22 protein-coding genes are annotated in these 25,280 nt (G+C 44.0%); 13 read left to right on the forward strand and 9 right to left on the reverse strand.

Features of this window, described 5'->3' with window-relative positions; genetic code table 11:
* The first annotated feature begins 221 nt into the window (after positions 1 to 221).
* The 5 genes from AC58UU_RS00850 to AC58UU_RS00870 are packed head-to-tail and all read left to right on the forward strand — an operon-like array spanning position 222 to position 4,450.
* Positions 222 to 887: a Crp/Fnr family transcriptional regulator gene (locus tag AC58UU_RS00850; protein WP_497312126.1), complete on the forward strand. Its 666-nt coding sequence runs from the start codon at positions 222 to 224 to the stop codon at positions 885 to 887.
* A 26-nt stretch (positions 888 to 913) separates the two neighbouring features.
* Complete coding sequence (locus AC58UU_RS00855; RefSeq protein ID WP_497312128.1) at positions 914 to 1,753, forward strand: ABC transporter ATP-binding protein; 840 nt, start codon at positions 914 to 916, stop codon at positions 1,751 to 1,753.
* A complete protein-coding gene (locus AC58UU_RS00860; RefSeq protein ID WP_063870883.1) occupies positions 1,686 to 2,441 on the forward strand; it encodes an ABC transporter permease in 756 nt (251 codons plus the stop codon). Before AC58UU_RS00855 ends, AC58UU_RS00860 begins: the two co-directional genes overlap by 68 nt.
* A gap of 35 nt (positions 2,442 to 2,476) precedes the next feature.
* Complete coding sequence (locus AC58UU_RS00865) at positions 2,477 to 3,505, forward strand: ABC transporter substrate-binding protein (RefSeq protein ID WP_497312130.1); 1,029 nt, start codon at positions 2,477 to 2,479, stop codon at positions 3,503 to 3,505.
* A gap of 24 nt (positions 3,506 to 3,529) precedes the next feature.
* Positions 3,530 to 4,450, forward strand: a complete 921-nt coding sequence (locus AC58UU_RS00870) for an MBL fold metallo-hydrolase (protein WP_497312132.1) — start codon at positions 3,530 to 3,532, stop codon at positions 4,448 to 4,450.
* 570 nt (positions 4,451 to 5,020) lie between these two features.
* Here AC58UU_RS00870 and AC58UU_RS00875 read toward each other — a convergent pair.
* Positions 5,021 to 6,703 (reverse strand): DUF2339 domain-containing protein, encoded by a 1,683-nt coding sequence (locus tag AC58UU_RS00875; protein ID WP_497312134.1) that lies wholly within the window; start codon positions 6,701 to 6,703, stop codon positions 5,021 to 5,023.
* A 155-nt stretch (positions 6,704 to 6,858) separates the two neighbouring features.
* Here AC58UU_RS00875 and AC58UU_RS00880 point away from each other — a divergent pair, with 155 nt between their 5' ends.
* The 4 genes from AC58UU_RS00880 to AC58UU_RS00895 all read left to right on the forward strand — a co-directional run bounded on the left by AC58UU_RS00880 (position 6,859) and on the right by AC58UU_RS00895 (position 10,630).
* Positions 6,859 to 7,137: a hypothetical protein gene (locus tag AC58UU_RS00880; RefSeq protein ID WP_171641599.1), complete on the forward strand. Its 279-nt coding sequence runs from the start codon at positions 6,859 to 6,861 to the stop codon at positions 7,135 to 7,137.
* A gap of 178 nt (positions 7,138 to 7,315) precedes the next feature.
* Positions 7,316 to 9,073 carry a glycoside hydrolase family 2 protein gene (locus AC58UU_RS00885; RefSeq protein WP_497312136.1) on the forward strand — a complete coding sequence of 586 codons (1,758 nt, stop codon included), beginning with the start codon at positions 7,316 to 7,318 and terminating at the stop codon, positions 9,071 to 9,073.
* A gap of 148 nt (positions 9,074 to 9,221) precedes the next feature.
* On the forward strand, positions 9,222 to 9,776 hold the full coding sequence (locus tag AC58UU_RS00890; protein ID WP_497312138.1) for a PadR family transcriptional regulator: 555 nt from the start codon (positions 9,222 to 9,224) through the stop codon (positions 9,774 to 9,776).
* A 2-nt stretch (positions 9,777 to 9,778) separates the two neighbouring features.
* Complete coding sequence (locus AC58UU_RS00895) at positions 9,779 to 10,630, forward strand: CPBP family glutamic-type intramembrane protease (RefSeq protein ID WP_497313116.1); 852 nt, start codon at positions 9,779 to 9,781, stop codon at positions 10,628 to 10,630.
* A 49-nt stretch (positions 10,631 to 10,679) separates the two neighbouring features.
* On the opposite strand, the gene AC58UU_RS00900 is transcribed toward AC58UU_RS00895, so the two are convergent.
* From AC58UU_RS00900 to AC58UU_RS00920, 5 genes are all read right to left on the reverse strand, one after another.
* The gene (locus AC58UU_RS00900) at positions 10,680 to 11,555 is read right to left on the reverse strand and encodes a carbohydrate ABC transporter permease (RefSeq protein ID WP_497312140.1); all 876 of its coding nucleotides are present in this window, start codon (positions 11,553 to 11,555) and stop codon (positions 10,680 to 10,682) included.
* Between the two features lie 16 nt (positions 11,556 to 11,571).
* On the reverse strand, positions 11,572 to 12,501 hold the full coding sequence (locus tag AC58UU_RS00905; RefSeq protein ID WP_497312142.1) for an ABC transporter permease: 930 nt from the start codon (positions 12,499 to 12,501) through the stop codon (positions 11,572 to 11,574).
* Positions 12,502 to 12,571: 70 nt separating this feature from the next.
* Positions 12,572 to 14,224 (reverse strand): type 2 periplasmic-binding domain-containing protein, encoded by a 1,653-nt coding sequence (locus AC58UU_RS00910; protein ID WP_497312144.1) that lies wholly within the window; start codon positions 14,222 to 14,224, stop codon positions 12,572 to 12,574.
* A 433-nt stretch (positions 14,225 to 14,657) separates the two neighbouring features.
* Positions 14,658 to 17,027, reverse strand: coding sequence for a helix-turn-helix domain-containing protein (locus tag AC58UU_RS00915; protein ID WP_497312146.1), 2,370 nt, complete (start codon positions 17,025 to 17,027; stop codon positions 14,658 to 14,660).
* 237 nt (positions 17,028 to 17,264) lie between these two features.
* A complete protein-coding gene (locus AC58UU_RS00920) occupies positions 17,265 to 18,530 on the reverse strand; it encodes an MFS transporter (RefSeq protein ID WP_497312147.1) in 1,266 nt (421 codons plus the stop codon).
* Positions 18,531 to 18,685: 155 nt separating this feature from the next.
* Here AC58UU_RS00920 and AC58UU_RS00925 point away from each other — a divergent pair, with 155 nt between their 5' ends.
* The 3 genes from AC58UU_RS00925 to AC58UU_RS00935 all read left to right on the forward strand — a co-directional run bounded on the left by AC58UU_RS00925 (position 18,686) and on the right by AC58UU_RS00935 (position 20,164).
* Positions 18,686 to 18,919 (forward strand): cold-inducible protein YdjO-related protein, encoded by a 234-nt coding sequence (locus AC58UU_RS00925; RefSeq protein WP_052229221.1) that lies wholly within the window; start codon positions 18,686 to 18,688, stop codon positions 18,917 to 18,919.
* Positions 18,920 to 19,036: 117 nt separating this feature from the next.
* Positions 19,037 to 19,483, forward strand: a complete 447-nt coding sequence (locus AC58UU_RS00930; protein ID WP_497312150.1) for a DUF2663 family protein — start codon at positions 19,037 to 19,039, stop codon at positions 19,481 to 19,483.
* Between the two features lie 21 nt (positions 19,484 to 19,504).
* Entirely contained in the window at positions 19,505 to 20,164 is a 660-nt protein-coding gene (locus AC58UU_RS00935; protein ID WP_497312152.1) for a carbohydrate-binding family 9-like protein, read from the forward strand.
* Positions 20,165 to 20,777: 613 nt separating this feature from the next.
* Here AC58UU_RS00935 and AC58UU_RS00940 read toward each other — a convergent pair.
* Positions 20,778 to 21,977, reverse strand: coding sequence for an ornithine--oxo-acid transaminase (locus AC58UU_RS00940; RefSeq protein ID WP_497312153.1), 1,200 nt, complete (start codon positions 21,975 to 21,977; stop codon positions 20,778 to 20,780).
* A 521-nt stretch (positions 21,978 to 22,498) separates the two neighbouring features.
* Between AC58UU_RS00940 and AC58UU_RS00945 the strand changes: the two genes are divergently transcribed.
* The gene (locus AC58UU_RS00945) at positions 22,499 to 23,917 is read left to right on the forward strand and encodes an aspartate ammonia-lyase (RefSeq protein WP_497312155.1); all 1,419 of its coding nucleotides are present in this window, start codon (positions 22,499 to 22,501) and stop codon (positions 23,915 to 23,917) included.
* 105 nt (positions 23,918 to 24,022) lie between these two features.
* Here the strand turns inward: AC58UU_RS00945 and AC58UU_RS00950 are convergent, their stop codons facing one another.
* Both AC58UU_RS00950 and AC58UU_RS00955 read right to left on the reverse strand, forming a co-directional pair.
* On the reverse strand, positions 24,023 to 24,442 hold the full coding sequence (locus tag AC58UU_RS00950) for a glyoxalase superfamily protein (RefSeq protein WP_497312157.1): 420 nt from the start codon (positions 24,440 to 24,442) through the stop codon (positions 24,023 to 24,025).
* Complete coding sequence (locus AC58UU_RS00955; protein ID WP_497312159.1) at positions 24,439 to 25,146, reverse strand: DUF1361 domain-containing protein; 708 nt, start codon at positions 25,144 to 25,146, stop codon at positions 24,439 to 24,441. Before AC58UU_RS00955 ends, AC58UU_RS00950 begins: the two co-directional genes overlap by 4 nt.
* Positions 25,147 to 25,280: the final 134 nt, after the last annotated feature.

Here is a 25,280-nt window from a genome sequence, read left to right on the forward strand (position 1 = left end):
ACAAGCTTATAATAAAACTCGACCCCCTTTAAAATATATATACCTTAAGACCCACGGCCCGTTGCTGTGGGTCTCTTTTTTTTGTCCTGAACTATTATTTTTATATTTGTCGGGAATCCGACATTCTAACACGTTGTCATGTGGTAATATAAATATAACACATCGGAATACTCGACATTAAAATATAGCGTCATAGGAACTTGGCAAAGGGGTTTTCACATATGGACCAATTGAATGAACTTGCCGATCTTCAGGAGAAGGATCCAACCAAGGAAGTCATGATTGAGGCATTTCGTAAACATGGTGCTATCCAAACCTACAGGAAAAATGAGTTTGTTTTTCAGGAGAATGATCAACCCAGCGGTGCTTATTATGTTGATTCAGGATTAATTAAGATTTCCCAATCCTCTGAAGAGGGGCAAGGGATTACCTTATTTCTACGCTATGAGGGCGAAATATTTGGTAATGCGGAAATTTTGACGAACATTCCCCGGAAACGTTACGCGAAGTGTTTGGTAGACAGCCAAATCATTACGCTAGACGGGCGAAAATTTCTCGAATTGGCCAAAGAGAATGCCGAGTTTTCTTATTCAATTGCCGTTCTAGGAGCTCGCAGACTTTTGCAAACACAGAAGATGGTTGAAACGCTCATTTCCCGCCCCGTAGCTTGGAGGCTAGCTTGGTTCCTCATGCAGCTGGGCAAACCGACGGATGTAAAGCTTGAGGTTCAGGTGCCGCTCAGTCATGAAGAAATCTCTTATGTCATTGGCTGCAGCAGACAAACCGTCACAGAAACACTCAATAAATGGCGCGATAAAGGGCTCATCGACTACGCGAAAAAGAAGATCGTTATTTTTAATCCGAACCGTTTTTTCACAGACATATGACGGAGATTGGCCTGGAGGGTATTCAAATGATTACGATAAACAATGTGAATAAATCCTTTTCGCAGCGGAAAGGCAATTCCTACACGGCATTAGATCAAGTTTCTCTCTCGATTAAGAAAGGGGAATTCGTCTCCGTGGTAGGCCCTTCAGGCTGCGGGAAGTCTACGCTTTTGAACCTGATAGCAGGGTTTGAAAAAGTGAGCAGCGGAACCATTACTGTGGGTGGGCAAAAGGTTACGGCACCCGGGGCTGATCGGATCGTTGTTTTCCAAGAGCACGGCCTGTTTCCGTGGCTTACGGTTCTCGATAATGTCGCTTTTGGCTTGAAGCAAAAGGGGTTATCGAAGAAAGAACGCTATGCACTCGCTTTTGAGCAGATTAAAGCCGTTCACTTGAGCAAGTTTGTCGATCGTTATCCACACGAGCTATCTGGGGGAATGAAACAAAGAGTAGCCATTGCCAGGGCGCTCGTTATGGATCCCGACATCCTGTTGATGGATGAACCTTTTGCGGCCTTGGATGAGCAAACACGATTTATTTTACTAAAGGATTTAGAAGAGATTTGGCTTAAAACAGGTAAAACGATTTTGTTTATTACACACAACATTCGCGAAGCTGTTATTTTGTCAGATCGGGTTATCGTTATGGCAACGCAGCCAGGCAGGGTCAAGAAGGAATTCACCGTACAAGCAGCAAGGCCTCATCAAAGTGGCGATCCGCTCATTCATGCCTTGGAAAATAAAATTATGGAAGCTCTGACGGATGAGCTCGAGAAGGTAGTCAGAGAGGAGCTTGGTCATGAATACAGCCTTAAGAAGAACCCTATTTCTAATTCTTCTGCTGATCATATGGGAGTTGGGATTTAGGGTTTTTCAGTGGGGTTGGAAGTTTCCTTCGCCTCTGCAAACCTTTCAAGCCTTCTATGATGGCTTTACGCAGGGGCATCTCCTTAACGCGATTGCAGCTAGTCTACGTCGCTTACTCATTTCATTCGCTATTTCAATTGGGCTTGGGACGATATTGGGCTATTTATTTGCACGTTATCGGTATTTTGATGAAACCTTTGGCTTTGTGGTTGTTGCCCTTCAGACGGTTCCGAGTATAGCGTGGCTTCCTTTCGCGATTATTTGGTTTGGACTTAATGATACTTCCGTCATTTTCATTACAACGATTGGTGCGACTTGGACGATGTCCATGGCGAGCAGGACGGGGATTTTGAACATTTCACCGATTCATCTAAGAGCTGCGCAAATGCTTGGAACAGGCAGCGGTTACCGATTGTTCTTTCAAGTACAGCTGCCGGCGGCATTTCCCCATTGGATAACAGGAATCCGAGTGGCTTGGGCCTTTGCTTGGCGGGCACTTGTAGCTGGGGAGCTTATTGCTAAGGGAGTGGGTCTCGGGCAAATGCTGCAGGATGGACGCGGTCTTGGGGATACGGCATCCATTCTGTGCGTGGTCATTATTATCGCCGTTATAGGCACAATTTCGGATCATTTTTGTTTCAAACAGCTTGAGGATAAGATCGTGCTTCGCTTTCAGCTTAAGAAATAATTGGCGTTTCATAGAACAAATAAGGGGGAATTATTTTGAAAAAATTAGGTTGGGTCATGAGCTTGGTACTAACGGGATCACTGCTATTGTCAGCTTGCGGACAAAGTAAAGAAACAGCTTCAAGTGCTGCCAGCACGACTGTGAAAATTGGTATTTTGAAAAATGTTACACATGCTCCGGGATTTGTAGCACTGCAAAATAACTACTTTCAGCAAGGCTTTGGCCAAAATGCCAAGATTGAAGTCACGGCTTTTGACAACGGAGCGGACTTCGCAACGGCGATTGCGACCGATCAGATTGATCTTGGTTATGTAGGTCCGGGACCGGTCATCAATCAATATTTAAAAAGTAAAAATATCAAGGTGATCTCTGGAGCGAATAACGGTGGAGCGGTATTGGTGGCTCGTAAGGACGCTGGCATCCAATCGGTCAAGGATCTCGTAGGTAAAACCGTGGCTGTTGCGGCCAAAGGAGGCACGCCGGATCTGTCTCTTCGCCTGCTGCTCAAACAGGAAGGATTAAAAGTATCCACAGATACTTCCGGTGTACAAATCGTTACGCGGGCTCCAGCGGATACCTTGGTTGCGATACGGCAGAAAGAAGTGGACGCCACCTTAATTGCAGAACCTTGGGGGACACAAATCATTCAAGAAGGTTCTGGAACGATTCTAGTGGATTGGAATAAAATTCCGCCAAAAGACGGGAATTATCCATTAACGATTCTCGTAGCGAGTGATAAATTTCTCAAAGAGCACCGTGATTTGGCCAAAAAAGCCGTGAAAGCCAACAAACAAGGTATCGAATTCATTCAGCAAAACCCGAGCAAAGCCTATGGTCTGATTAGCGATGAATTGAAGCAGTTAACCGGTAAAGGGATGGATCCTGCGCTCATTAAAGCGGCCATCGATCATTTGAAGCTAACCGAAGATATCACCTTAGATGATATTAATGAGCAAGCCAAAGCTTCATTTGATGCTGGATATTTAAAAGTGAAAGCGGAAGAATTGGACTTTAGCAAATTCATGGATTTAACGCTTTTGAATGAAGTGAAAAAAGAAAAATAGTAGTTTACTTAGGAGGTCATTCAATTGCACATACAACCGCAGGAAAACCTATTGCCGGATTTTCATGAGCATATCAAAGTAGTGATACTAGGCACAGGTACACCGAGAGCTTTTTATGGCAGAGCCAAAGCAGGTGTCGCCATTCTCGCAGGGGATAAAACCTTTCTGTTCGATTGCGGTGGCGCGACCGTTGATCAATTGATTAAGGCGGGGATCATGCCGCAGCGGATTTCGGATGTCTTTTTCACCCATCATCATAGCGATCATAATTCCGGATTTTTCGATGTATTCATTACGAGCTGGCGTACACATGTGATCGCGGATCGGGTATTTGAGGGGCGGAAAGGTCCAATGAATGTGTACGGGCCAACGACGACGAAAGCGATCATAAGTAAAATGAGAGAATCTTTCGATTTCGATGTGAATCTTCGGGTAAATTATAATTTCTCAGCCGGGGCAGGGGCGGACATTCAATACTTCGAAAGCAACGAAGGTATTGTTTACGACCAGGGTGGTGTTAAAATTACCGCTTTCGAAGTGGATCATAAGCCTGTTTATCCAGCTATTGCTTATAAATTCGAATACAACGGCAAATCGGTTGTCATTTCGGGGGATACGATCCCTGTTGAAAATATGGTCAAACATAGTCAAGGGGTCGATTTACTTGTGCATGAATCTTACAATAAAACGTGGCTGGACGCGCTTATTGCCAAATTCCCGGAGCAGACGATTGGCTTGTCCAATCCTGCAAAGTATCATTCAACTACACTGGAAGTAGCTGAAATTGCCCGAGCTGCAGGGGTTGCCCATTTGGTACTCACCCACCATATACCTGCGCCTGCGGCTAATGATGAAGCCGAGGCGGATTACACAGAAGGCATGCGAGATATCTACTCGGGTCAAATCACGATGGCTAGAGATTTAATGGCATTTGATCTTTCATAGGTTCGTTGAAAAGCCGCCTCGAGTATTGGCTCGAGGCGGCTTTTTTTTGTTGTATAGGAAATTATGATAGATGCCGATCTTTGGATAAGTGTTGTAAAATGAAAACGGAAATGGAAGGGTATCCCAAACTCAACACGCACCCGGCATCACCAGATTTTAGCGGAACGTAGAAGATTTATTTTTCTCAAAACCGCGTAATTCACGTTTTCGCGGAACGAGGAGCCTCTATTTCCCGCTTTCGAGGTGGAAAAACCGGTAAAACGGCAAAATAAGGCTCCTACGTTCCGCGTGCGGGTCCCGCATCGACTTAATCACCGAAATAACGTCTCCTCGTTCCCCTCGATCCTCAGATTTGCAGTCTAAATGTTCGAAATCACTCCACAGAGTTTCGCTTTCAAGCCGACCTATAATCCAGTGGATTTGCCCACCTTTTGATATGTATTTGAACAAATTTGTTCTATTACCTGCCCTCGCACCAAACTTTACACTACCCTCCAATAAAGGAGCACGTCACATGGTTTCCCACCTATCAAACAATGAATGTTCCCACCTGGTAACCATTTTAGCCCATTAGTCCTTCCGCTTATAAAACAATCTAGAAATACCTACACCAATGGCTCCAAGTCCGATGAACAGGATAGCGCGAACGGCCGTTGATACATCAGGTAAATCGATGAAAATAATTTTGAGTAAGGTAACGAATAAGAAGATGATACCTACTAGCCTTGCCTTAGGCTTTTGGACAATGAGTCCAAAGATAATGAGCAAAATGGCGTAAACAACCCACACTGCTGAAAGTATCAAATGCTGGTAATCGTAAGTGAGCGTTCGTGTCAGTGAATTGGTCAGCTGTGTGAGATAGATGAGTAAGAGAATTAACTCCATCCATAACAGGATGAGACTAATTTCAGTTCGAGCGCGGCCTTCTTCTAGTGTAGCACGGTAGAAAGCATACAGACCGCCAATTGTTGCCACGAGTACAAGCCACGCAAAGGATTCGTCTGATACTAGATCACGTATCGGATGAAAGAGGACGAACAACATCCCAATGAAATAAGTGATTGCCCCGCTGATTTGCTGCAGTTTGCTTTTGAATTTAGCCCCTAAACATAGCGCAATTGCACCCTCTACAAGAATGGCTGAGCCGGCTTGATCCGCGTGCAGCACATAGATGAGCCAAAGGAAAACGCTGAACGTTGCAATGGATAGCTGAACGGAAAAAGCTCTCTTTTGACGATACAGCCAGAAAGAAGTACCGCTATAGAGAAGCGACCATATCGCTAGCATCCATTCATAGAAGACACGATCTTTGGAGCCGCCATATAGGCCATACGTCCACGCCGCGAGCAGGCCGAAACTTAGGAATAAAGTGACTCGCTGCCCAATCAGGCTGTCTTTGGAACGGAGAACGGATATCGCAAAGAGGAGCAAATGCTGCAAAATAACGACGGTAAGGATCGCGGGGCGGCTGCCGATGTCATCTGCGAACAGAGTTGAAAAGAGTAATGGAAGATGTAGAACTCCAAACGCAGTAAAATAAGCGCCGCGAAAGGAATAACGTAACGATAACAGCATCATGACCATTGAAAATAACCCCTCATAGCCTGCAAATACCCAAATATTTGGTTTGGCTGAGTCGACTAGGAAAGGCACTAGATAACCGGCGAGCAGGGTAATGATCATGAGTGTCTGTGAGCGGTGACGGACCGCTGTAATTGCACTAGCAGCAATAGAAACGACGTATAGAACGAACGCAAGTGTGGACGGAATCAATGCGAATAGCATATGTGCTGCGAAAAGAGATAGAATAAGTACCCCGCTGGATCCGCCGAGCAGCACTTGCCCCAAAGCCATACGTTTGCGGCGAATTTGGACTTCTCCTTGCCAATACATGAAGCCGGCGACAATGACGCCCAGTATGCAGCGAACAGGTTGGGTGATAATCCCGGCATTAACGGCTGCTGAAAATCCCCATAGGACACCTAATAGAAATACGACAATGAAAATCCGCGGCAGCCAGACGCGAGCGATCAAATGCTCCCAATCTCTTGGTGCCGCTGGTTGCTTGATGGGTATTATCACTTCATGCTGATGGTGCTGCTGCGTGGATTGCGACTTTTGATCAAATGTTGGTTGCGTCGTATTTACTTGCAGAACTTGTGATTTGGTGGTTTTCTCAAGCAGGATGCTCAGTTGTTCTTCGAGTTCTTTGACCTTTATTTCCAGTGCCTCAACACGTAATTCCAAATTCATACAAGCACCCCCTTTTTATTAACAACGTTAGGTAAGTTTTTCCATCAATTATATGTTAACATGCCCTCGGTAAGTCGCGCGATAGATGAGGGAAATATAAAATAGGATCAACTATGCTACAATAGTCATAAACAACCATTAGGAGATGACATCACATGACTGAGCAATTAAACGAACAAGAGCTAATACAATTCATCGTAGACAAATCGAAGGCTGATCCTAAGCAAATTCAGCTGGTATTGAAGTATGAGAAGGATTTTATTATCAAAGCAGAAGAAAATGCCAAAGGGGAAGTTGATATTGATAGCGATGAACTGATCGATCATATTCTGGGCAGACCCGATGTGAAATTGACAGAGCTAGCGGTAGATACCATTTTGGAAGCTGAGATGGATTATTTAATGAAAAAGGGATTTGCCGGATACATCGATTAAATATGTGATAAAAGGAACGGGACACCTCTGAGATGAGGTGTTCTTTTTTTAACGTAACTTATAAGTTAATTAAATAACGCATATTGACATTAGATGAGCTTGATATGATAATAATCTAAGAGTTGTTCATGTTATTTAGTTAACTTTTAAATTAATTATATGGAGGCAGTGATGATCGATGACCAACCAACCACGAGCTGAGTACCCTAGACCTCAATTTGTAAGAGATAGCTGGATCAACCTGAATGGAGAATGGGAATTTGAATTTGATGATGAGCGTGTGGGCAGTAAAGAGAAGTGGCATTTAGGGAATAGAAAGTTATCCAAGACCATTCAAGTGCCATTTGCTTTTCAAAGTAAATTGAGCGGCATTGGGAGCAATGAGTTTCACGATGTTGTATGGTACCGCCGAGATCTAACTTTACCCGAGGCTTTCCAGAATAAGCGGATTCTGCTTCACTTTGGAGCGGTGGATTACGAAGCTTCGGTTTGGGTGAATGGGGTGCTGGTTGCTAAGCACGAAGGTGGGCATACCCCTTTCCATGCAGACATCACGGATGCGCTTCAAGCTGGGACGAACATGCTGGTTGTCAAAGCGGTTGATTATAGCAAAGATGTTACGCTACCAAGAGGAAAACAATATTGGCATACGGATTCCGCAAGTATTTTCTATACAAGAACGACAGGCATCTGGCAAACCGTATGGATGGAAGCGGTAGCTGCCGACGGCTATTTGGACAAAGTGAAAATTACCCCGGATATCGATGAGAAACAAGTGGAGTTCCAATTCTTTATCCAAGGTTCTGACTCAAATGCCAAGCAGCAGCTGAAAGTTGAGATTTCATTTAATGGAGAACTCGTTTCGGAAGATACGTATGGGATGAGAAGCAGCTCCGGCGCGAGAAAAATTCGACTGAATGATTTCAACGATCATGGGCTCGGAGCTTGGTGGACACCGGAGCATCCGAATTTATATGATGTCACGTTCACGCTGCTGGTTGATAATAAAGCTGTAGACGTGGTAACGAGTTATTTCGGCATGCGTAAGGTATCCATCGAAGACGGTAAATTATGCTTGAACAACCGCCCTTATTTTTTGAAAATGGTTCTGGATCAGGGTTATTTCCCAGATGGCAATTTGACGCCGCCTAGTGATGAAGCGATCAAGCAAGATGTCGAGTTAACGAAGGCAATGGGCTTTAACGGCGCACGGAAACATCAAAAGCTGGAGGATCCAAGATTTCTATACTGGTGCGATAAGCTCGGATTAGTCGTTTGGAGTGAGGCGGCTAATGCATACGAATATACGGAGAAGTATGTTAGTCGATTTTCGAATGAATGGATAGCTTCTATCGATCGCGATTACAACCATCCTTCCATTATTGCTTGGGTTCCTCTGAATGAGAGCTGGGGTGTTCCTAATATTCAAATCGATAAATTGCAGCAGCAGCATGCCCTGACCATGTATCATTTAACTAAATCGCTTGATCCGATGCGTCCGGTTGTTTCTAACGATGGGTGGGAGCTAGTGAAAACAGATCTGTTCACCATTCATGACTATGAGTGGCGTGAAAATGTGCTGGAAGAGCGCTACAGTTCTAGCGATAAAGCTGTGCATGCGATGCCAGCGAATCGCCGCTTATTTGTTGAAGGCTTCCCTTATGAAAATCAGCCGATTCTTGTAACCGAATTTGGCGGTATTGCTTACAAAAAAAGCGAATGGGAAGGTTGGGGATATTCAGGGGCGGATAATGACGAGGATTTTGAGAAAAAGCTTCGCGCCGTCATACGTCCTCTACTAAACTCAGGCGTTGTACAGGGATACTGTTACACGCAGTTAACCGACGTTGAGCAAGAAATTAACGGACTTTTAACCTATGATAGAAAGCCGAAAATTCCAGTCGAAATCATTAAAGCTATTAATGATCGTAAGTAGTCTGGCTTATATGGATTAAGAAACAAGGGAATCCTCCGGGGTTTCCTTATTTGTTTTTAACCTTGTTGACAAAAGCAAATAATGGGAATAATATTCATGTTATATATGTCTAATAGACATGTCTACAAGAATCAAAAGGAGGTCCATCATGCAGGACAAAATCATTCTGGGTTTGCTGCTGGACGGGGATAAGTCGTCCTATGATCTTAAGAAAAGCATGGAGGCAAGCACCGGATTTTTCTATAATTCCAGTCAAGGGAGCATACAGCCAGCCTTAAAGAAACTCGTTCAGAATGGGCATGTTCATTTAACGGAGGTGCGTCAGGGGGGGAGAAACAAGAAGGTTTACTCGATCACCGAAGAAGGAGAAAAGGAGTTCTTGAGTTGGGCCGGTGAGCCGATCGCATTAGACAAACCAAGGGATCCGGGACTCGTCAAAATGTTCTTCTTCAACTACGTTGAAGATTCCAGAAAACTCGCACTCATTGAAACGTACTTGAATGAGATCGAAACGGTCCGGTCCACTTTGAAGATGTTTCAGCAAATGAATAGAGAACAGCTCGGGAAAAACCAAGAGCTTCTCAACAACCCGAAGGTGAGAAGTAGGATGGATACGCTGGATTTCGGAAGTGATTATTATGATTTCTTGAAGGCGTGGTATGGGAAGTATGCACAGAAAATAAAAGAGGAGCTGGGACCTTGAAAATGAAGACTAACAAAACACTGCGGAACGTGATCATTTTTTCGCTTGTTGCGTTAAGCTGCGGCTGGATCGGACGACTGGTTGATTTGCAGGCCGGAACGGATAAAAATGGCAGTCTGGGACAATTGATTTGGATTGTGTCCCCCCTCCTGATGATGGTCATTTTGCGCAGTTGGATGGGAGATGGGTGGAAAGATTTCGGCATCAAACCTCGAGTCAAAGGAAACGTGTTTCTCTATATATTCAGCCTGTTATTCTTTCCCTTCATGACCATGGTGATTGTCGGAATCAGTTCAAGCTTGGGGTGGACGGATATGTCCCCAATGTCTTCTCACTATTTGACGGCAGTCGGTTTAGCTCTTGTGCCAAGCCTCATCAAAAATATTTTTGAGGAATTTGCATGGAGGGGCTATTTGGCTCCAAAGATTTATACGCTTGGTTACAATCGTTTTATCGTTCATATTGCCGTGGGGTTAATTTGGGGCGTGTGGCATTTCCCTTATTTATTTCTTTTCGTGGATACCACGGAAAGTATGATCACCTATATCCCTCGCATGATGGTAGGTGTGATTGTTATGGCGGTTCTGTATGGTGAAATTCTGCTGATGACTCGAAGCGTTTGGCCAGCCGTCTTCATGCACATGGCCGGAAATGCCTTCATTGATACATTGATTCTGAAAAAGTTCGTTTTCGTGAAAGCGGAATTTAGTTATTTGGCTATGCCCAGTCCGGAAGGAATCCTCGCCATTGTCTTAACAGCACTTGTCGGTCTATGGATGTATAAAAGAAGAAAAAGAGCATCGTTGCGGCAAAGTCCTCCTGGCTTCCCAACACAACCGCAGTACCCGGTTTAGTATAAAGCAATCGCCGTTACCTCGTTAAAGAGGTGTACGGCGATTTGTTTTACCCTTTGACAGCGCCAATCATGACGCCTTTGACGAAATACTTTTGCACGAAGGGATACAAGATCAAAATAGGCACAGAGGCTATCATGATAGTTGCATATTTGATCGTTTCCCCTATTTGAAATTGTTCGGCCGCATTAGCCCCTGATGACATGGAATCGGTATTATTCGCTATTAGTATTTCTCGCAAAGTGAGCTGGAGCGGGTAGAGGTCACGATCCTTCAAGAAGATAGAGGCATAGAACCACCCGTTCCATTTCTCAACAGCATAGTACAAGATCATTACGGCAATGACAGGCATAGAGAGTGGAATGATGATGCGAAAAAGAATTACGAAATGATTGGCGCCGTCCATTTTCGCTGATTCTTCTAAGCTTTCAGGAACAGCCATGAAGGCTGTACGCATGATGATCAGATTAAATGTGTTAACGGCAAAGGGCAAAATGGTCGCCCATAGAGAGTCGATTAAACCGACGCCTTTTACAACCAGATAGAGCGGAATAAGTCCACCGCTGAAAAACATCGTTAATACGACAACGAAGATGAAGACACGATTCCACATCACATTTTTACGGGAGAGCACATAAGCACCTAAAGCAGTAACAATAAGATTTGTAATGACGCCGAAGAAAAGGATAAACAACGTATTTTGGTAGCCTTTTAGAATAGCAGGGTTATGAAAAACACTTTTATAAGCTTCTAAACTGAAGCCCAGAGGCTTAATCAGGAACCCTTTATGCGTGATCAATTGGCCGGCATCGCTAAACGAAGCAAAGGTGACATAAAGAAGAGGATACAGGGTAACAACCACAAGCATAAGCAACAAGACGTGGATTAAAGTGACGAATACTCTGTCCGAATGGCTCGTTTTCATTTCAACATCACCTCCATCACCATAAGCTGTTTTCACTTATCTTTTTACTTATTTTGTTTGCTGCAATGAGTAAGGCTAGATTAATCACAGAATTGAACAAACCGACCGCTGAGCTATAACTCCAACCAAATTCGATAAGCCCTTTACGATAAACGAAAGAAGAGATGACGTCCGCCGTATCGTAGGTGCTGGGGTTATAGAGCAAAATAATTTTCTCGAAGCCTACGTTCAACAAATTCCCCATGCGTAAAATGAACATGATCGCAATAGTTGGTAGAATACCCGGTAAGGTAATATGCCAAATTTGCTTGATTCTGTTGGCCCCGTCCATTTTCGCCGCTTCGTACTGCTCCTGGTCAATGCCCATGAGTGCGGCTAGATAAATAATGGATTCCCATCCAATTTTTTGCCATATTTCTGATAAAATATAGATCGTTCGGAACAATTCCGGTTTCTGCAGCATTGCCGTATCATTGAAGCCAAAATTAGTCAGAAAGTTATTAATTAAACCGCCGTTATTCGTAAAGTCTTTGATCATCCCGACAATAACGATCAGCGAAATAAAATACGGCATGTAGGTGACCGTCTGAACGAAGCGTTGAAACTTTTTATTCGTAAGCTCATTAATCAGAATCGCCAAAATAATCGGAGCTGGAAATTCAAAACATAGTGAGTAGAGGGAAATAATGACGGTATTTTTGAGAATTCGCCAGAAATAATAGCTGCTGAAGAAATCATTAAAGTGTTGGAATCCAACCCACTCACTGCCCAGAATTCCTCTATTAGGGGTATACTCTTTAAACGCTATTAAGGCTCCATACATCGGCGCATAATGGAAGATAAAGTAGTAAGCCAGAACGGGAACCATCATCAGGTATAAATATTTATTCAGCAGAAAATCGCGCTTGAAGCGTATTTGGAAGGTTGCTTCCCCTGCTTTACGCATGATATCTCTCCTTTCACCGCGGGATTCTAGTAAAGTGGGGAGAGCTGCTGCCCTCCCCCTGGCTTGTTATCTACCTTTTGTTATAACGATCTAAGGATGCCTTTTTAATTTCGAGAGCACGGCTTAGCTTAACGGATTTGAATTTTTCCATGTATTTATCAAAGCTATCAACTGGCTCTGTTCCTAAAATAATTTTGAGCGTCATTTCATCGACTAGTGTATTGAGGTCAGTCATGATTTTGGCAAGCTCTGTGCTTTCTTCCGGTGTAGCTGTAATAGGGGGCAATTTGTGTTTATCAACATCTGTTTTTTGCCAAGTAGAAACGGCATCACGTTGTGTTTGCAAAGCCAGATATTGCTCGATATAGCGTTTATCCTGAACGAAAGGACCATTATAGTTACCGCGGATGTACAGTGAAAGGGCTTGAGCCGGAGCTAATTTATCCGGATTTTTCATGAGAAGGTCCGTATATTTCGGGTAGCCGTTCTCTAATTTATGAGCAACGCCTTCCGTTCCGAAATTGAAGAACGTATGACCTGCTTCGGAGTAGCCATAGTCAAGAAGCTTCGCTGCGGTTTCAATATTTTTGGAAGACGCAGTGATGGCAACCATACCTCCGGGCGCATTCGCCGGATCCTTCTGGCCATACATCGCGATGTCGCCTTTTTTGAGAACAGGGTATGGAGCCCCGATGAGAATGCCTTTAGGATCTTTAGCTGTAACTAGCGGCTGCCACTTCCCGATGCCTCCACCGGCATTCTGTACGGTCACACCTGTCGCACCGGAGGCCATGTTGGCATCTAAGGATTTGCCATCCGCTGTTGCGAAGTTTTTATCAATCAGACCTTCTTCGTACCATTTGTGGAAGGTAGCCAGGAAATCTTTGTAGCCTTTTTCAGCTGGGCCAAACTTAATTGTGCCATTGTCGATGAAGAAATCACGCGTCACACCGAAGGCACCGGCAAAAGCGCCGTTTGCTAATTCGTTGAAAGGTCTGGGAACACTTACGACGGAGAAGGCCGCCGTTGCGCCTTTTTTCTCCTTAAAGGCTTTGAGTGTTGTGTACCACTCATCGATGGTTTGAGGAACAGGTAGACCCAGATCATCCAGCCAATCCTTCCGTACGATGGGACCCTGGAATACACGCAGGTAATCATCGCCGCGGATGAAAGGGAAGACATAATAGCTGCCATTATCGGTTTTTACTTGTTTATCAACTTCCGGATGCTCTTTGAGGAACTTCTTCAAATTTGGTGCAAATTTATCGATCGTATCATTAAGTTTAAGGATGTACCCATCTTTGATCGCTTTTTCAGGTCCGCCGGGGAATGCTCCTTGCCAATCAAACTCAATCATATCGGGTAGATCACCTGATGCTAACATAACGTTCAGAGCTTGAGCGGCTTGGTTCGTAGGCGGAGCTGAGAATTTCAATGGTACGCCCGTTTTCTTCTGCCAATCTTGGAAAAAAGGTACATCTGCGTGGGCTGCTTTTACTCCCGTAAGGTTACCTGTAAGCTCGCCCCAGTAGGTTAGTGTTTTGTCCACTTTTAGCGGATAGGTGACAGCAGCGGTACTAGGAGCGGTCGTTCCACCGGTAGTTGCTTTGGGACTAGCGCTGTTGACAGTAGTCGGGGTGTTGGATGAGCATGCAACGACTAAGGTCCCCATCAATGATGTTGCAACCAGCATGGTGAACATTTTTTTACTGTTCTTTTTCATAGGTTGACCTCCTAAGAGTTTTTCGCCAGAAAAACTGGCATCGTAAGCGCTACTGTGTTTTTCGCCAAAAAATCTGGCAGTGTATGCATTGCCGAGTTTAGAAAACTGCTATCGAAGCGATACGGAGTTTCTCAGAAGAACTGTTTAAGCTTGTATGAGCTGAGGAGCCGTATGTCTAATCTAACTATATGATAGCGCTTTCATTAAAACTATCTGCAAAATATCCAATTGGTTCTCGAAATCTGTGCCTAGACTCTACAAAATATCCAATCGCTTCATCAATTTAGCCAATATTCGCTTGTTGCACGGCAGAATGCTGCAAAAATACAACATACTCCTCTCGAAGTAACCCTATTTTCACTTACCTATTACGCTAAATGGGGCAGCCCCGCGGCTACCCCAATTAAAAGTGATGCGTTATTGCATACCACATTTATTTTTCAATCAGCTCTTTGTATTTCCCCGGTGTGATACCCTCCACTTTTTTGAAAACCCGAATAAAAGCATTAATATCGTTGAAGCCCACCCCGTAAGCCGCATCGCCGACCGACTGTTCTTGCCGTCCCAGCAGCTGCTTGGATTTCTCGATTCTGACCTTATTAATACGATCGAGAAGCCCCTCTCCCACATAATCCTTGAATAGCTTCGAGAGGTAGGTGGCTTTGCGGTTAAAGTGGCTGCCAATCATCGTGACATTCAGATTAGCATCTGTGTAGTTATGTTCGATGTAGTCCGTCACCTCATTTACCAATTGCTCCAGCGCTTTCTGTCGTGTAAGTGAAATCGTATGCTGCCGTTTGGCGGATGTGTAGGCACACACTTGCTCGAGCATATCACTGAGCTGGAGCTGCATGTCATGAACGGTTTTACTGCATAGAAGGCGGTCGAGAAGCTTTGGGTTGCGTATAAAGAAGCTTTCCTGGATATCTCCGGTTTCGCTAATGCTTTTCATCATGGTGGTTACCAGATTGAGCATGAGGCACTTCGTTAAGGAGACCGAAATCCCAGGATGATCAAAGTTTTTATTCATAATCTCATTAAGAATCATCTGCGCTTCTTCAAGCTCCCCCAGCTTCACGGCATACATGAATTGCTGCTCAATGTGCGCCGGATAATAATAGCCGGTATTAGACTCGCAAGTGGTACTTGTTTGTAAATCGTCATACGATAGAATCTCTGGCCCACCCATAACAAGCTTAAAGGCCATGGAATCTAGAGCTTCTAAGAAAGCTTGAGGTACATTAGCGATGCGTTCATGGATACTGCTTATTGAAATTGTTAAGTTAATGTCGTAGGTGGAAGAAAGGAAAGTTTGCGCTTTTTCTGCGATTCTAAGTAACTCCAGCTTGGAGCTATTTCCATCTTCCATAGTTAAATTGACTAAACAGGCGAGGGTATCATCAATCTCGGCTGCATAACCGCGGTGCCTCTCCGATATCAGCTCCTCCACGACATTCATAATAATAAATTGAAGAAGCTTCCATTTATCCCCTTCAGGCGTATGGTTAATTCGTTCAAGGAAGGGTTCGCTCTTATCGACAACAAATAGCATGACGGCAAAATCCTGCCGGTCTAGCTTCATTTCAAAAGTCGTTAAGGCCTCATCGATAGGAAGCTGGCTGTCCAGTTTTCCTTTCAGCAGCTTTTCGATAAAGTGGGAGCGGACAATGTGCCGCTGCTGCTCCATTTTACTCTTGAAATTGGCAATTTCGATCAACGTACTGTCCACGGCTTCTTGTATGAAATGAAATTCATTGTATCGTTTATGAGATTGTAAGGATTGTTTTTTGGAAAATGCATGAACCAAGCGACGTACTGGGTTGTAATTTCTTCTAAGAAATACGTAGGTTAGAATACCCCCACCAAGCAAACTGATCGCCATGCTCGTATAAGTCAGGTTACGGATGTGAGCGGCTTTTTTCCAATATATGGTGCTGGGCATCATAGACACATATTTTAGTTTGGAACGTGGTGACTGAATGTTGAAAACTTCATATTTCTCGCCACTAGAGTCAGTGTAATAGAAGTTTGACGAGCTTTCTAATTGACCAAAAGGAAAATCGACAGGAAGCGAATCTGTTGAGTTGGAAGCTAGAATTTGATTTTCATTATTTAGGATGAGTACGTGACCTTTGTTGAAAATTTCCATATTTTGAATGGCGCCAATAATACGAGATTGATCGACCATAATGACATTGGTAGCTAGTGGTTTATTATGTTCTTCGGGGTATGTGCTGATGTAAGCTACCGTTTTTCGCAGTTTGTTATCGTCGCCAATCCGGTACATGGGAATAAAGCCTTTGAAATCGCTTCGGGTCATGATAGCTTGCCAAGAAGAGAACGGGAAAGCATCGCTCATATGTAAAGTTTCATAGGCAAAGCTATTTGTTCTAACAGTGGTAGGAAGAATAGCAGATTGATCTTTATTCAAATAAATATAGAAAGAATCGATCAGCGGGTAGGAGGTTTTGTACATGGATAGAATACGTGCGATTTGATAAGCATCATATCTATATTCTTTGGGAAATGCTTCATACTTATTCGAATAGAGCAGCTCTTGGACGCTTACATTCCACGTAATCTCGAAGTTCAGCTGTTCCATGGTTTTAAACTGATTGTCCATAATTTCCCGAACTTGTTTTAAAAGCGAATCATTGGCTTGCTGAATTTCTTCCTTCAGTGTTTTACTAGATTCCACATACAATAATAAGCCGATTGATACGGGTAAAAGCAGAATGACGATATAGGAGATCATCCACGTTAAGACGATACTTTGTCCATTAAAGAAGATTTTATTCCGCATAAGCAAATCCCCTCACAATCGATCATCGATAAGGAGCACTAGGATCTTGAAATGAATGCGCTCTCATGTATTGTATTTCCTTTCCATCGTCCAAGTCAACGATAGAAAGAACCGATTTTTTCCACATAAGAATTTATAAGTTTCCGATTTTAATCGGAGAACGAAATTCTTATTGGCGAATAAACCTTCCTCTAAGCGCGGTCGCTCATCTTCGAAAGACCTCGATAGAGGTTTATCTCATGCAGATTCATCAACGGGTTTAAACCGATTTTTCCCGAAAAAGAAGTAGAATAAATAGGAGATTACTGTATAGACTACAGCTGTGATGCAGAAAGCATACGCGTAGCCGTAGTAAGAGCCATAGCGGAAAACAAGGCCTGTACTTACTGGAGAAGCAAGGAACCAACCTAAATGAAAAACGGCTTCCCCTGAGCTGGATGCTAATCCCCGGAGTGATCGGTTGACGTAACTCATTTTGATCGAATTATAAAAAGGATTAGCGGCGTTCATTAAGGCTTGTCGGAACAAGTATCCACCCGAAGATAAGTAAAAGTTAGCAGAAAAAGCGGTTAGGAGGAGAAATGGAATTGAACATAACTGCAGGTATACGACAGATTTAACTTCTCCGAATCTCTTTACAATCATGGGTCCAATGAGAAAAGCAATCGCCGTTGCGGCTTGACCTAAAGCTACTACGATGCCAATTGCGGATTTGGAAGCGTCAAAGCGATCCTCAAAATACACATTTAAATAGGGGACAATCATGCCCCCACCCATGGACGACAACAAGCCTAATAAACAAAAAATACCAATAACCTGTATGGATGGTTTATGTACGCTCCACACTTGTTTCCACTTTAGTGATTCGCTGCGCGGCTGTATTTCTTGCTCACTTTTCTCAAAAAAAGCCATAGGTATAAAACCAAGTGCTGCGATACCGACTCCAATTAATAATGTAAATCTTAAGCTTCGAATTTCGTCTAAACCTATAATGAATTGAAAAAGGTCACAAAGAACGCCCCCCAGTGCAATACCAACTACATTCGCTAGCATAACAAGAGCCATGTTAAAGCTGAATAGGTGGACGCGCTGCTTTGGAGTAGAGTTGTTGGCCATAAACGGTAGAATGGTTGCGGAAACAACAGCAAGGGCCATACCACCGAAGAATGACGAGATCAGCATACCCTCGTTGGCTTCAATTAAGGAGCGAGCAGTCAAAGTTACGATGGTAAAAATGAGACCAAAAGTAATGACTCGCTTAGGTCCGAAACGATCATTCATTAGGCCCGCGGGAATGAGAATAATGGCCGCTGCCAGTGAAGCCATACCAACCATGCTGCCAACAGTCGTTTGGTCATAGCCGAGACTTCTGACATAAAGGTTATAGACGAGACCAAACATACCTAAACCTAAGTTCCATACAAAATTAAACCAAAAGAAGAGCATAATATTTCGGCTGTAGCCATGAAATTGTGACTTCCATTCACGTAGTAAGTTTGTCATTTATATTCCTGCCTTTGTAATCTGTGTCTAAATTGCAACCGCCTTATCCATTCTACCACTGGTAAATAATTTTGAACACGGGAAAGACTTGATATTCGATCTGATCTGTATAATAATAAGTAGTCTAATCTACGAAGCAGGGAGCACATAACTGAATGTCTACACCAACGAGTACCGTGACCGAAGATCAAAAGCCAGAAGTCGAACAGATTGAAATTTGGAAATGTAAAGAGACAGATTGTAAAGCATGGGTTCGCAAAGAATTCGTTACGGAAGCTTTACCGACTTGTCCATTATGCAAAAATCCAATGGTGCGCAGCTATAAGCATGTGCCTGTAACAGCTAAAAAAGGAAATAAAAAGTTTTTAGTTGGGAAAAAACGATTCTAGTAAAATTCAAAAGTCCAATAGCATCTTCGCCTAGCGTGAAGAGAGATGCTCTTGGTCTTTTTTTTTGGAAAGAATAGCAGTGTCCAAGCATAAGATGGTAGAGAGGGGGAGTGCGTAATGCAATGGCCTGAACTTAATCTAAGTGACGATGCGATCAAGATACTTTACAAACTTCGGGATAGGAAACAGGAATGGGACAAGCTCAAAGATACGCAACCTTTATTCGCCATTCTCACAGGTGGTTTGATTCTCTATTTCATTATCTCTTTCTATCGAAAGGTAATAGTAGTTTCAGGCGGCAATGCATTAGCCATCCTCGATTTGCTTATTTCAAACAAGCTACTATCGGGTTCGCTTCTGGCTTGTATCTCATTGTTCCTATTTACACAAAATCGTGTGACAAGGATTGAAAAAGCAAAGACGAAATACGAGAATTTAAGAATGGAAGTCATCGAGAAGTTTGACGCTTCCTGGTTAAAGGACGTGAAGTCGGAAGCTAGGGATCAAATTTCTAGCTTTCTAGATAACGAATATGATATTAATATTGTGTACAAGAGTAAGTAGGGAGCGAGGATGACAGAACGGATGAGATATGAATGTCGCTATGTAGAAGCAGAGAATGGAATATGGAAGTGGGCAGATATTGAGGTTGAGGCCCCTTATTTAAGGGAAGTTGTAACGGGAGAGAAGCCGCGGCTCAAGACTCGTTTTCGAGCGTGTTGGACAGCTGATGCTCTGCACATACGATTCGAATGTGAGGATGATCACGTCGTGGCAACGATGGAGCGGCGAGATGATCCTATTTATTTGGAAGATGTGGTTGAGGTGTTTATTGATAAAAGCGGTACCGGAGTGGTGTATTACGAGTTCGAAGTGAGTCCGCGCAACGTCGTATTCGATGCATTGATCCATTTTAACGGTGGGGATAAAGAGATAGATGTTTCATGGGATGCGAAGGGAATGCATACGCAAGTTTTGGATGGGGCCGATGGGTGGAGGACTTACGATCTGCGGATCCCTTTTGCAGATTTGGATTGGGAATTGGGGCAGGAGCAGGAGCAGGAGCATCTTCAGGAGCGTGGGGAAAACGGGATACCTCAGCATGGTGCTGAGTGGCGTTGGAATTTATATAGAATTGATGATGACCTAGAAGGTAATCGGCATTATTGGGCTTGGTCACCAACAGGTAAAGTCGATTTCCATATGCCGGATCGATTTGGGACACTTGTTTTTGTGAAAGAATAGATAAATTAGAATAGTCGGAGTTTTGTAAGGATGTTTTTCATCGTTAAAGTGGCAGAGGCGTGCGAATGTGGCTCTATAGTGATGAAAAACATTCTTAAAGTAGATGGAATAGTCCGAGGCACCAAGAAATGTGAGCTGTAACGATGTTTTTCATCGTTAAAGTGGCAGAGGCGTGCGAATGTAGCTCTATAGTGATGAAAAACTTTCTTAAAGTAGATGCAATAGTCCGAAGCACCAAGAAATGTGAGCTGTAACGATGTTTATCATCGCTAAAGTGGCAGAGGCGTGCAAAAGTGGCTCCATAACGATGAAAAACATTCTTAAAGTAGATGGAATAGTCCGAGGCACCAAGAAATGTGAGCTGTAACGATGTTTTTCATCGCTAAAGTGGCAGAGGAATGCAAAGTTGACTCGTTAACGATGAAAAACATTCTTAAAGTAGATGGTATAGTCCGAGGCACCAAGAAATGTGAGCTTTAACGATGTTTTTCATCGTTAAAGTGGCAGAGGCGTGCGAATGTGGCTCGTTAACGATGAAAAACATTCTTAAAGCAAATTAAAGCAAAGCCCTCTAGCTTCAACAAAAGCTAGAGGGCTTATTATGCTTGATGAATTAGGCTTCATTCAGCACGTCATTTACTTGCTGCCAAGCCCAATCGAGCTCTTCCTTCGTAATCGTAAGAGGCGGAGCCAAGCGGATAATATGCTCGTGTGTCTCCTTGCACAGTAGACCCTTGGCTTTCAGCTCTTCACAGAACGGACGCGCTGAAACCTTAAGGTCAATGCCGATGAACAGCCCACGGCCGCGAATCTCCGTAATCTGCGGAGATTGAATTTCCTGAAGGCGTTTCAGGAAATAAGCGCCAAGCTCATCCGAGCGCTCTGCGAGCCGCTCGTTCAGGGTGACCTCCAGCGCCGCGATTGCGACGGCGCAGCCGAGCGGATTACCCCCGAACGTCGAGCCGTGGGAGCCCGGCTCGAAAACATCCAGAACCTCTCGATCACCGGCAACCGCCGAGATCGGGAACACGCCGCCGCCGAGGGCTTTGCCCATGATGTACAGGTTCGGCGTTACGCCTTCCCAGTCGCAGGCAAAGCGGCGACCCGTGCGGCCGAATCCCGTCTGGATTTCGTCCGCGACGAACAACACCTTATTCGCCTGACACAGCTCATAACATTCTCGCAGGTAACCGGCCTGCGGAATCACAATACCAGCCTCGCCTTGAATCGGCTCGAACAGAAAACCCGCCGTGTTCGGGCCGATGGCCTCACGCAGCGCCACCGCATCTCCGTAGGGAATAATGCGGAACCCCGGCGTAAAAGGCCCAAAGCCGCGTTGATATTCTGGCGACGAGGAGAAGGAAGTGATCGTCACTGTTCGTCCGTGGAAATTCCCTTCACAGACAATGATTTCAGCTTGATCGGCGGGGATTCCTTTCACTTCGTAGCCCCAACGACGAACAGCCTTTACTGCGGTTTCGACCGCTTCGGCACCGGTATTCATCGGTAAAATCATCGGCTTACCAGTGTAATTCGCTAATTTTTCATAAAACGAACCTAACGTTTCGCTATGGAAAGCTCTAGATGTCAGTGTAACCTTCTCGGCTTGCTCATGAAGCGCTCTCAGAATGTGAGGATGACGATGTCCTTGATTTAAGGCGGAGTAAGCGCTAAGCATATCCATGTAGCGGTTGCCTTCCGGATCCTCGACCCATACGCCTTCTGCTTTCGATATCACGATAGGCAGCGGATGGTAATTGCGTGCCCCGTATTTTTCCGTTTTTTTAATAATCATCGAACTTGTCGTATCCATAACAATTCCTCCCTGACGTGCAGCCTGTAAGCCAAACTCGCCGGTATTCACTGTATCTTTCTAATTTCTCACATAGCGAGCTTGTTTAATCCATTGTATTCGTCTACCCATGAAAGTGGCAATATAAATCCTATGAGGTAAATCCCCTATGCGTTTGTGCTTCTCGTAGCATATATTAATACATTGCTTTAGAAAGTGATACAAGTCTTCACGAAATTGGCCAAGTTCAATCATTATGTGCAAATCCTTATGTAATGTTGCAATTATGAGAAGACTTGAATTGTCAAAATAGGAAATATTATTAGAAGTGGGTTAATTGATCAGTGGTCAAAAATTTATTACAGAACGTGTCAGATATTGCAGGATTCTTGAAAGCGGTCGCGAATTCTTCAGATGAGCGCTTATGAATGACATGCTTTGCGTTCAATTGGTCTAGCGGCAGAGAGTTTGAAGGATTTTCGGAACACCTACTTCGCAACGTCGAGCAATATACTTTGTAGAAAAAAGGAATGGTGTCTACGATGACTCATCGCATTGAAAAAGACTTTATTGGTGAAAAACAAGTTCCAGCCCAAGCTTATTACGGCATTCAAACGATGCGTGCATTAGAGAATTTCCCAATTACGGGTGTTAAAATTCATGCAGAGCTCATTACAGCTTTGGCAGAAGTAAAAAGGGCAGCTGCAATTGCGAATATGGAAACACATATGCTGCCTAAAAAAATCGGTGAACAATTAGTTAAAGCAGCTGAAGAAGTTAGACAAGGTCAGTTACTTGAGGAATTTATTGTTGATTCTATTCAAGGCGGAGCGGGAACCTCCATCAATATGAATATGAACGAAGTGCTTGCTAACCGGACTTTGGAGCTGCTTGGTGAGGAAAAGGGCAATTATTTCCATTGTAATCCGAACAATCATGTCAACATGTCGCAATCCACAAACGACGTTATCCCTACCGCCATCAAAATTGCCGCATACCGTTTATCTGAGCAATTGATAGAGACTATGATTTCACTCCAGAGTGCTTTTGCCCGTAAGGAAACGGAATTTGATGATGTCATTAAAATGGGGCGAACGCATCTCCAGGATGCAGTTCCTATTCGTATGGGCCAAGAATTCGGCGCTTATGCACGTGTCCTCCAACGTGACATCAACCGTATTCGTCATGCTTCTAAGGGGCTCTTGACCGTTAATATGGGGGCTACTGCTGTAGGAACAGGGCTTAATGCAAAGCCTGAGTATGTGGAACGCGTTATGTTTCATCTAAAAGGGCAGGTGGGAATCCCCATTGAACTAGCCGAGCATTTGGTCGACGGTACCCAAAACATGGATGCATACACAGAGCTTTCCGCTTCCTTGAAAGTATGTGCCGTGAACCTTTCGAAAATATGCAATGATATCCGATTAATGGCTTCAGGTCCTCGTGTAGGTTTAGGGGAGCTGAAACTGCCGCCGAGACAACCGGGATCTTCCATTATGCCAGGTAAAGTCAACCCTGTTATGCCAGAGGTTGTGAATCAAGTGGCGTTCCAAGTCATTGGCAACGATCATACCATCTGCTTGGCCTGCGAAGCCGGTCAATTCGAACTTAACGTAATGGGACCTGTACTTGCGTTCAACCTTCTACAATCGCTGAAAATACTGAGGAACGCGGCAGACGTGTTCGAGCGTTTTGCGATTGAGGGCTTGGAAGCTGACCGCGAGCGCTGCGCTACTTATGTCGAGCAAAGCTTTGGTATCGTCACAGCTTTGAACCCGCATCTCGGCTACGAAGTCGCCGCGCAATTAGTGAAGGAAGCTGTGCGCACTGGTATGACGCTCAAAGAGCTCATCCTAGAGCGTGGGCTGCTTACACCTGAGGAGATTGAAGAAATCCTCAATCCGATTCAGATGACCACGCCGGGCATCGCTGGTGAGAGATTGCTGCAGCCTGCTGACTAGGGCTGGGCGAAGGAAGCTTTGCAGCCTACGATAGTCGGCTAAAGCCTGCTCATAAAAAGAACGCCCCCGACCCATCGGTAGATGAGTTGGGGGCGTTTTTTTACATCATCTTCCTGGACTGCTGCCTGCGACGTTTTGATCCACATGGTCGTTCAACGATTCATAAAAGGTAAGCTTATTCCCGAACGGATCCGTGACGCAAACTTCTCTGGTATGCCATGGGCTCATTTCTAGGCCGGGGCGAGAATAGGTATATTTTTTATTTTTCAAATTAGAATGAAAAGCTTCTATATCCACGATTTCTATTCGAACCGCTGCACCCGGGCTGCAGTCCCCATAATGCTCAGATAAGTGCAATTTACATTCGCCTAAACTGACCTCCATGTAAAGCGGCATATCACTCTCAAATCGATGCTCCCACCCTAACGAAAAACCCAAGTAATCGATGTAGAATTCCTTTGCCTTCCTCTCGTCGAACATTCTAAAAATGGGCGTGACACCTTTAATGGTTGTTATAACAATCATCTCCTTGTTTTTTCGTTTGTGTATGCACTTGAATTTCTTGAGCTGCCTATGCCATTTACGAGTACATAAAAGGTTATATAAACCGTCATAATAACAAATCCGACTAATAGGCAGAAAACGAAGGCCTCATGATGCAGAGTTTCTCGCAGGATTTCCAGTATTCCGTTATTGAGTAAAGCGTCCCAGCTGTTCAAGCGATATTCTCTTCCCAAAAGTATGCCGTACCCACTTAGTAACGCGGTCAATACGATGATCAGCCATGAAACAAAGTGATTAAAACGCTCTTTCCATATCTTTTGAATCATGTACATGGAGCTGCATCCTAGCAAAAGACCGTTCCATGCAAATAAGAAGATGATGAAAAAATCATACCAATATGTAAAGGAGAGCGCACCTTTTTGTACATATGAGTCTTTCAAAATCGTTAAATGAATGAAATCCGTAATGACATACGGAGAGTTAGGCAGGAATAATAACCAAGCTAATCCGATCACGATTAAAATGAACTTTTGCAAGATCATAGATTTACGAGTGTGTATAAAATGGGCTATCACAGCAAGTATGTACGGAATCCAAGCGAGGAATAAGTTCCAAAGTAGAAATTCAAAATAGGTTTGGTTTTTGAACAAAAAGTAGACCCCAATTGTGGAAAGCGAGAGCAAGATCAGAAAGAGATGGAGGTACCAGTGATTTAAGGTTTTCATTATAGGCTCCGCACTTGGTCTATGTATTTGGCAGTGAGTGATGCCACCCCACCCAAGATTATGTCTATATTTTACATTTATTTACTAGCTGTAACAAGCAAATAACCCGTTATCCTCGCAGTTAGCGGAGAGTA

The organism is Paenibacillus sp. JT22N1 (genome assembly GCF_059692155.1).